9 protein-coding genes are annotated in these 6,457 nt (G+C 70.3%); 4 read left to right on the top strand and 5 right to left on the bottom strand.

Features of this window, described 5'->3' with window-relative positions; all coding sequences use genetic code 11:
* The 4 genes from ACH4S9_RS45300 to ACH4S9_RS45285 all read right to left on the bottom strand — a co-directional run.
* Nucleotides 1–333 (bottom strand): ATP-binding cassette domain-containing protein (locus ACH4S9_RS45300; RefSeq protein ID WP_398377429.1); only part of this gene is annotated, 333 nt, incomplete at its 3' end.
* 77 nt (nucleotides 334–410) lie between these two features.
* Nucleotides 411–1,256 carry a DUF4097 family beta strand repeat-containing protein gene (locus ACH4S9_RS45295; protein ID WP_311729172.1) on the bottom strand — a complete coding sequence of 282 codons (846 nt, stop codon included), beginning with the start codon at nucleotides 1,254–1,256 and terminating at the stop codon, nucleotides 411–413.
* An 85-nt stretch (nucleotides 1,257–1,341) separates the two neighbouring features.
* Entirely contained in the window at nucleotides 1,342–1,860 is a 519-nt protein-coding gene (locus ACH4S9_RS45290; protein ID WP_398377428.1) for a hypothetical protein, read from the bottom strand.
* A gap of 298 nt (nucleotides 1,861–2,158) precedes the next feature.
* A complete protein-coding gene (locus ACH4S9_RS45285) occupies nucleotides 2,159–2,593 on the bottom strand; it encodes an ATP-binding protein (protein WP_398377427.1) in 435 nt (144 codons plus the stop codon).
* Between the two features lie 187 nt (nucleotides 2,594–2,780).
* On the opposite strand from ACH4S9_RS45285, the gene ACH4S9_RS45280 reads away from it, so the two are divergent.
* The 3 genes from ACH4S9_RS45280 (at nucleotide 2,781) to ACH4S9_RS45270 (ending at nucleotide 4,855) form a co-directional block, all read left to right on the top strand.
* Nucleotides 2,781–3,632, top strand: coding sequence for a helix-turn-helix domain-containing protein (locus ACH4S9_RS45280; RefSeq protein ID WP_398377426.1), 852 nt, complete (start codon nucleotides 2,781–2,783; stop codon nucleotides 3,630–3,632).
* Between the two features lie 11 nt (nucleotides 3,633–3,643).
* Nucleotides 3,644–3,841 (top strand): DUF397 domain-containing protein, encoded by a 198-nt coding sequence (locus tag ACH4S9_RS45275; protein WP_311729167.1) that lies wholly within the window; start codon nucleotides 3,644–3,646, stop codon nucleotides 3,839–3,841.
* Between the two features lie 165 nt (nucleotides 3,842–4,006).
* Nucleotides 4,007–4,855, top strand: a complete 849-nt coding sequence (locus ACH4S9_RS45270; protein ID WP_398377425.1) for a hypothetical protein — start codon at nucleotides 4,007–4,009, stop codon at nucleotides 4,853–4,855.
* Nucleotides 4,856–4,898: 43 nt separating this feature from the next.
* Here ACH4S9_RS45270 and ACH4S9_RS45265 read toward each other — a convergent pair whose 3' ends face one another.
* On the bottom strand, nucleotides 4,899–5,705 hold the full coding sequence (locus tag ACH4S9_RS45265; protein WP_398377424.1) for an SDR family oxidoreductase: 807 nt from the start codon (nucleotides 5,703–5,705) through the stop codon (nucleotides 4,899–4,901).
* 107 nt (nucleotides 5,706–5,812) lie between these two features.
* Here ACH4S9_RS45265 and ACH4S9_RS45260 point away from each other — a divergent pair, with 107 nt between their 5' ends.
* Nucleotides 5,813–6,433 (top strand): TetR family transcriptional regulator, encoded by a 621-nt coding sequence (locus ACH4S9_RS45260; protein WP_398377422.1) that lies wholly within the window; start codon nucleotides 5,813–5,815, stop codon nucleotides 6,431–6,433.
* The last annotated feature ends 24 nt before the right edge of the window (nucleotides 6,434–6,457 follow it).

The following is a 6,457-nucleotide window of genomic DNA, read 5'->3' as shown; positions in this document are numbered from 1 at the left end:
GAGGAGCATGTTCTCCTCGCCGGTGATCAGGCCGTCGACGGCGGAGAACTGCCCGGTGACACCGATCGCGGCACGCACCCCGTCCGGTGACGTGGTGAGGTCGTGGCCCGCGACCTGCGCCTGTCCGCCGTCGGCTGAGATGAGCGTGGACAGGATCTTCACGGCGGTGGTCTTGCCGGCGCCGTTGGGCCCGAGCAGTGCGAACACGGACCCGGCCGGGATGTGCAGGTCGATGCCGTCGAGGACGGTCTTGTCGCCGTACGACTTGCGCAGACCGACGGTGGAGATGGCGGCCGGCGACTGCGGACCATCGCCCCGACTGGATGTGGGCATGACAGAAGAAGGCATGAGGCCCTCCCATTCGAAGGCAGAAGTGACGGGGGGAGTGCGCGAGTTGGCGGGGCCGGTGCTCAGGCCTTGGCGCGGAGGACGTCGATGTTGCCGTACCGGGTGCGGGCGCGGACCTCGACGGTGTCCTCGGCCTTCTCCGGGCTCTCGGAGGCGGTGAGCGTGTTGCGCACGTGCCCGGAGCCGGAGCTGGCGTCGACCCAGGCGGCCGTGCCCTCGCGGATGCCGACCTCGATGGAGCCGAAGGAGGTCTCCAACTGGACGGTGCCACGGGCCACGTCGGCGACGCGCAGGGTGCCGTGGGCGGTGGTGGCGACGACCGAGCCCTCGGCGCGCGCGATGTCGATGGCGCCGTGGGCGCCGCTCACCCGCAGGTCGCCGCTCGCGGCCCCGACGGTCGTGGAACCGTGCGAGTTCTTCAGGACGGCGGAGCCGTCGACGAAGCCGACGCGCACGCTGCCGGTGCTGGTGGTGATCTCGGCCATGCCCTCGATCCGGTCGACGGTGATCGAGCCGTGGGAGGCGGTCAGCTTCAGCGGCCCGGTGGTGTCGAGGCGGACGTCACCGGCCGAGGTCTTCACCCGGGCCTCGCCGAGCCGGCCCTCGCCGAGCACCTGGGCCCAGGCACCGGTCATGTCGATGCGTGAGCCCGTGGGCAGTTCGACCGTCACATCGACGATGCCGGGGCGGCGAAGCGAACTGCGGTGCTTGGGGGTCCTGACGGTCAGGGTGCCGCTCGCGTACGTGACCTCGGCCTGCTCGGCGGCGCGCACGTCCCGGTCCTTCTTCGGGTCGCGGGGCTGCACCTCGACGACGGTGTCGATGCGGTCGCTCGCGGTGAAGCGGATCGAGCCGGCCTCCACGTGGGCGGTGACGGAGATCGCTTCGGGAGTGTCGAAAGAAGGCATGGCTGTCCCGTCCTCTTGGGTCTTGGTGGCGTCCCTGCTGGTGGGACGCGGTGGGTGAGTGAAGTGGTGCGGGCGGGCGGCGCGGCTATCGCACCCAGCCCGTGAAGCTCTGTCCGACGCTGTGGGTCTTCGTCGTCGTACGCGGCCGGGTGCCGCCGTCGACCGCGGCCGACACGGCCCGCACCAGCCACGAGTTGACCGACAGGCCCTCGCGGCTCGCGGCCTCCTCGGCGCGGGCCTTGAGGTGGGCCGGCAGCCGCAGATTGACGCGGGCGGTGCCGCCCTCGTCGCCGTCGGCCGGGGGCGGGGGGCTGAGTGGTTCGGCGGGCGCGGTCGGCTCCGCGGGGACGCCGCTTTCGGCGGGCGGCAGTGTCACCACGAAGTCGGGGTCCAGCCCGCGCAGCCGTACGTCGACCGAGCCGGGGGCGAGTTCGCGAGTGATCTCGTCCATCGCGGCGGAGAGCACGTTGAGCATGACCAGCCGGGTCGCCGACTCCAGGGGGGCGGTGAGCCGCTCGGCCAGCTCGCGGGCGTCCTCCCCGCCGGCTTCGGCGGCCACCGCGAGTTCGCGGCGGAGGGTGTCGACATACGGGGTGAGGTCCATGACGTCATCATGGCACCACTATGGCGCCATCCGCAATCCCTGATGGCGTCTTATGGGGTTCGGGTTCGAGGGAAGCCGCCCTGAGCTGCGGAGACGTGAAAGCGGTGGCCTGAGTCATGGTGGCGCCATGCGCCCGCATGTGCTTTGAGGGGCCCGGAATGGCGCCGGGTGGCGCCGGGTGGCACCGGATGGCGCCAAGCGGTGCCATGTGGTGTTCCGGCCTGGCCGACGACTTTCGCGTCGAGTTCCGCCGCGTGGCCGTCGCCGTCCCCTGGCGGGCGGCGACGGGCCCGGCGCCTCAGCCCCAGCCTGCGGGCGGCGTCCGGCTGATCTCGCACCAGACCACCTTGGATGCGGGGCTCCATAGCTCGCCGGTGAGCGGGAAGTGATTCCAGCTGTCGGCGAGCAACTCCAGCAGCTGTAGCCCCCGCCCGCATTCGCTGTCCGTGTGGATCTCCCGGCGGTTGGGGGGTGTCGCGCTGGTGTCCCAGACCGTCATGCGCAACCGCTCGGCGGACCACTTCACCCGCAGGTCGGCCTCACCCCCGGCGTGCACGATCGCGTTGGTGAGCATCTCGCTGGCCGGCAGCTCGGCCCGATCGACCAGTTCGGGCAGCTCGTGCGCGGTGAGGGCGGTGCGGAGGGAGGCCCGGGCGACGCGGACGGCGCGGGGGTCGTGGGGGATGTGCAGGCAGTATTCGAAGGGCGCGACGGCAGGGGTGGCGAGGGGCATGAGGGCCTCCTGTGGCGCGGCGGGGTGTGCGAACTCCGGCCGACCGGACGTTTCGCTCGGTGAGTGATGTGATACTCAACGCAGGGTGCTACGTAGCACCGGCGCAACGTAGTACGCCACGTTCGCTCAAACGGGGCGGTCCATGGCAGGGTGGCGCGGCAGTTGCTGAGTAGCAGGGAGTAGGCGCATGCCGCCGAGGAGTAACCCCACCGCCCGTCAGGAGCGGCTGGGCGCCGAGCTGCGGAAGCTGCGGGAGCGGGCCGGGATGACCGCACGAGAGGCCGCCAAGCGCCTGGGCGTGAGCCCCATGCAGATGAGTCACATGGAGGTCGGCCGTCTCGGCGTCAGCGAGGAACGGCTGCGCACACTCGCCGACCAATACCGCTGCGGGGACGAGGCGTTGGCCGACGCACTGGCGGCGATGGCGACGGAGCGGGTGCGAGGCTGGTGGGAGGAGTATCGCGGCACCCTCGCCTCGACGTCGCTGGATCTCGCTGCTCTGGAGTGGCACTCCCGTGGGATGCGAAGCTTGCAGGTGGTGCACATTCCGGGGCTGCTCCAAGTGGAGCCGTATATGCGGGCCCTGTTCACCTACGCGCGCTCCGTCCACGCCTCGGACCACCTTGAGGCGGTCATCGACTTCCGTCTGCGACGTCGTGCCGTGCTTGAGTGTGAAGATCCGCCCAGCTTCACGGCGATCATCCACGAGGCCGCGCTGTTGATGAAGGTCGGCGACCCTAAGACGTCTCGTGAGCAGCTGGGCTTCATCCTGGAGACTTCCGAACTCCCGAACGTCACCGTACGGATCGTGCCCTTCTCGGCGGAGGGGTTCGCGGGCATGGGCTACGCCATGACGTACGCGGCAGGTCCTGTTCCGGGACTCGATACCGTGCAGATTGACCACATGCATGGCATCGACTTCCTGCACGCGGAGGCGCAACTCAACTACTACCGCGCTCTCCTCAGTACCGTCGAGGCATCGGCGATCAGCCCCGAGAAGTCGCGAGACTTCATTCACCGCATCGCACGAGAGCTGTAGAGGATCAGGACATGCATCAAGCCCGCTGGCGAAAGTCCTCCTTTTCCGGGACCGGCCCCGACAACAACTGCCTGGAACTCGCCGCCGCCAACGGCGCGATACACCTCCGCGAGAGCGAGGCCCCCGGCACAGCCATACGCACCGCCCCGCGCCCGCTCGCGGCCTTCATCCGGGCGGCCAAGGCGGGGGAGTTCGACCACTTGTGGTGAGTATGAGACGGCGACACGCCGACGGCACGGCGTGTCGCCGTCTCATACTCACCACAAACCGGGTTGTCCACAGGCCCAGGCGGGGCCGGCGCCCAGGGCGGCGTGGTGCTGACGGCTCAGGCTCTGGCGGGCGGGTGGAATCAGAGCCAGTTGAACCGATGCCTGGTGAGCGACGGGTGGACGCGCATCGGTCGCGGGGTCTGGGCGGAGCCGGGGCGGGCGGTGGACGTGGTGACGCTGTTGTGGGCGAACCAGCTCGCGCATCCGCAACTGGTGGTGAGCCATACGGCGGCTGCCGTACTGCACGACATCGAAACGTGCATGGAGCGCGTGGAGTTCACCGGGCCCCGCAGCCGTAGACCCACGTTGCACGGTGGGGTGCTGCATCGGCTGCCGTTGGGCGCGGATGAGATCACCACCGTGGCCGGGGGGCTGAGAGTCACGACCGTGGCGCGCACCATGGCGGATCTGTTGCGGGCTGGGCCGCGGGACTGGGCGTTGGTGGCTGTGGAGTCCGCCGTGAGCCGGCGTCCCCGCCGGGGCCAAGATGGAGCGGGACGGCGGCGGGAGCCGTGCACCACGCTCGGGGAGATCGCCCGCGCCCTGGAGAGCGGGACCCCGCCGCAGGGCACGAGGGCAGCGCGCGAGTGGCTGGCGATGGCGGACCCGAAGGCCGGGTCGCCCGCGGAGACGGTTGCCCGGCTGCGGATGAACGACGCGGGGCTCTACCCGGAGTCACAGGTGGCACTCATCGCCCCGGCAGGGCGGCGGATCTTCCCTGACTTTCTGTTCCGGGGGCAGGGCTTGGTGGTGGAGATCGAGGGCTACCGGTGGCACGGCAGCCGGGCCCAGCACCAGAGGGACACGGTCCGCTTCAACGACCTGATGTCGTGCGCGGAAGTGCGCCGCATTCTGAGGTTCACGGCGAGCGATGTGTACCGGCGCCCCGGCGCGATGATTCGCGACATCCGGGGCGCCTTGGCACAGCTGTCTGGTGTCCGGACCGCTTCGTAGCGGGCTGAGCCGTCGGCGACGTAGCGGAACGGCAGGCTCGTCGTCAGGTGAGGGTTTCGCCGCCGTCGACGGTGATGACCTGGCCGGTGACGTAGTTGTTGGCCATGAGGAAGAGGGCCGAGGCGGCGGCTTCTTCGGCGGTGCCGAAGCGGCCGAGGGGAGCGGTCGATCCGGCGGCGGCGATCGCTTCGTCGGAGTCCAGCCCCGGCAGCGAGCGCAGGAGCGGGGTGTCGATCCGGCCGAAGCGGACGGTGTTCACGCGCAGCCGTGCGGGGGCGAGCTCCACGGCGAGGGCCTTGGTGAGGGTCTCCACGGCACCGCCGACCGACAGCGGGGCGGTCATTCCGGGCATGGGACGGACCACGAGGATCCCTGAGCTGAATGTGAGCGAGCCTCCCGCGGGAAGCCGGGTCGCTGCTGCGCGGGCGGCTGCGAAGGCCGGCCAGAGGCGGGAGTTGAAGGTGGTGCGGATGTCGTCCGCCGACAGCCCGGTCAGGGGGCCGGCGCCGCTGAGGCCGCCCGCGGTGAGGAGCACATGGTCGACGTGGCCCGCCCTGTCGAAGGCCTCGGCAAGGGTCCGCTCGTCGCCGCCGTCGCCGGTCACGCCCAGCACGGCGTCGTCGGGGTCCTCGGCGGGGTCCTCGGCCGGGCTTGCGCTGCGCACCCGGGCGACGGCGGCCCCGAGTCGGTCGGGGTCGCGGCCGATCAGTACGACGCGGGCGCCGACCGAACGCAGCAGGACGCCCGCGGCCAGCCCGATGCCCGAGCTTCCGCCGATGAGGACGGCGGTGGTGCCGGAGAGGGCGCTCGTCAGGGGCGAGCGAACGGGGATGGGAGTCGAGGTGTTCAAGGGAAAGGGCCTTCCGGTGGGTGGAATAAACCATCTGGTTGTTTTATTGCTGGGATCGATACTGCTGCCTGGGTGGAGAGGAGTCAACCGGATGGTTTAATTCGCTCATGGCCTATGACGCGGAGGACACCAGACGGCGGATCTTCGACGCCGCTGCCGCCGAGTTCGCCGAGCACGGCCTGGCGGGGGCCAGGGTCGACCGGATCGCGACGGTCGCCAGGGCCAACAAGCAGGCCATCTACCTGTACTACGGGAGCAAGGAGAAGCTGTTCGCCGCCATCCTGCGGGCGAAGCTCGAGGAGGTCCACGTCTGCGTCGCCGTCGATCCCGACGCGGTGGGCGAGTCGGTCGGGCAGCTCTTCGACTGGTACCAGGAACACCCGGAGCTGATCAGGCTGCTGCTGTGGGAGGCGCTGGAGGCGTCCGGCGAACCCGATGAGAGCGAGCGGGAGCGCCGTGACGGTTTCCGCGAGAAGGCTTGCCGGCTCGTGGACGGAGGCATGGCCCGCCACCTTCCGGAGGCTACACGCGTTCGCGCCGCGCAGGACCTGCTGTTCACCTTCATGGGACTGATCGCCTGGAACTTCGCGGTGCCCAGGATGTGCCGCATGATCCTGGACGAGGAGACCGACCAGGCCGCCCTTGCCCGCCGCCGCGAGACGGTGATCGAGGCCGCTCGCACACTCGCCACCGCCGCTGGACGCCGCCACGGCGAGGTTTCGGAGTAACGGAACTCAGCCGAACCCACCCCC

Origin of the sequence: Streptomyces sp. NPDC021225 (assembly GCF_044332865.1) — a bacterium.
Classification (GTDB): domain Bacteria; phylum Actinomycetota; class Actinomycetes; order Streptomycetales; family Streptomycetaceae; genus Streptomyces.
The sequence above is the reverse complement of the archived record's forward strand: the minus strand, read 5'-3'. Positions and strand labels throughout refer to the sequence as shown.

Excerpts from the sequence above, each read along its gene's own strand:
- ACH4S9_RS45290 (WP_398377428.1), bottom strand. The coding sequence starts at position 1,860 with ATGGACCTCACCCCGTATGTCGACACCCTCCGCCGCGAACTCGCGGTG.
- ACH4S9_RS45295 (WP_311729172.1), bottom strand. The coding sequence starts at position 1,256 with ATGCCTTCTTTCGACACTCCCGAAGCGATCTCCGTCACCGCCCACGTG.
- ACH4S9_RS45275 (WP_311729167.1), top strand. The coding sequence starts at position 3,644 with ATGCATCAAGCCCGCTGGCGAAAGTCCTCCTTTTCCGGGACCGGCCCC.
- ACH4S9_RS45285 (WP_398377427.1), bottom strand. The coding sequence starts at position 2,593 with ATGCCCCTCGCCACCCCTGCCGTCGCGCCCTTCGAATACTGCCTGCAC.
- ACH4S9_RS45280 (WP_398377426.1), top strand. The coding sequence starts at position 2,781 with ATGCCGCCGAGGAGTAACCCCACCGCCCGTCAGGAGCGGCTGGGCGCC.
- ACH4S9_RS45260 (WP_398377422.1), top strand. The coding sequence starts at position 5,813 with ATGGCCTATGACGCGGAGGACACCAGACGGCGGATCTTCGACGCCGCT.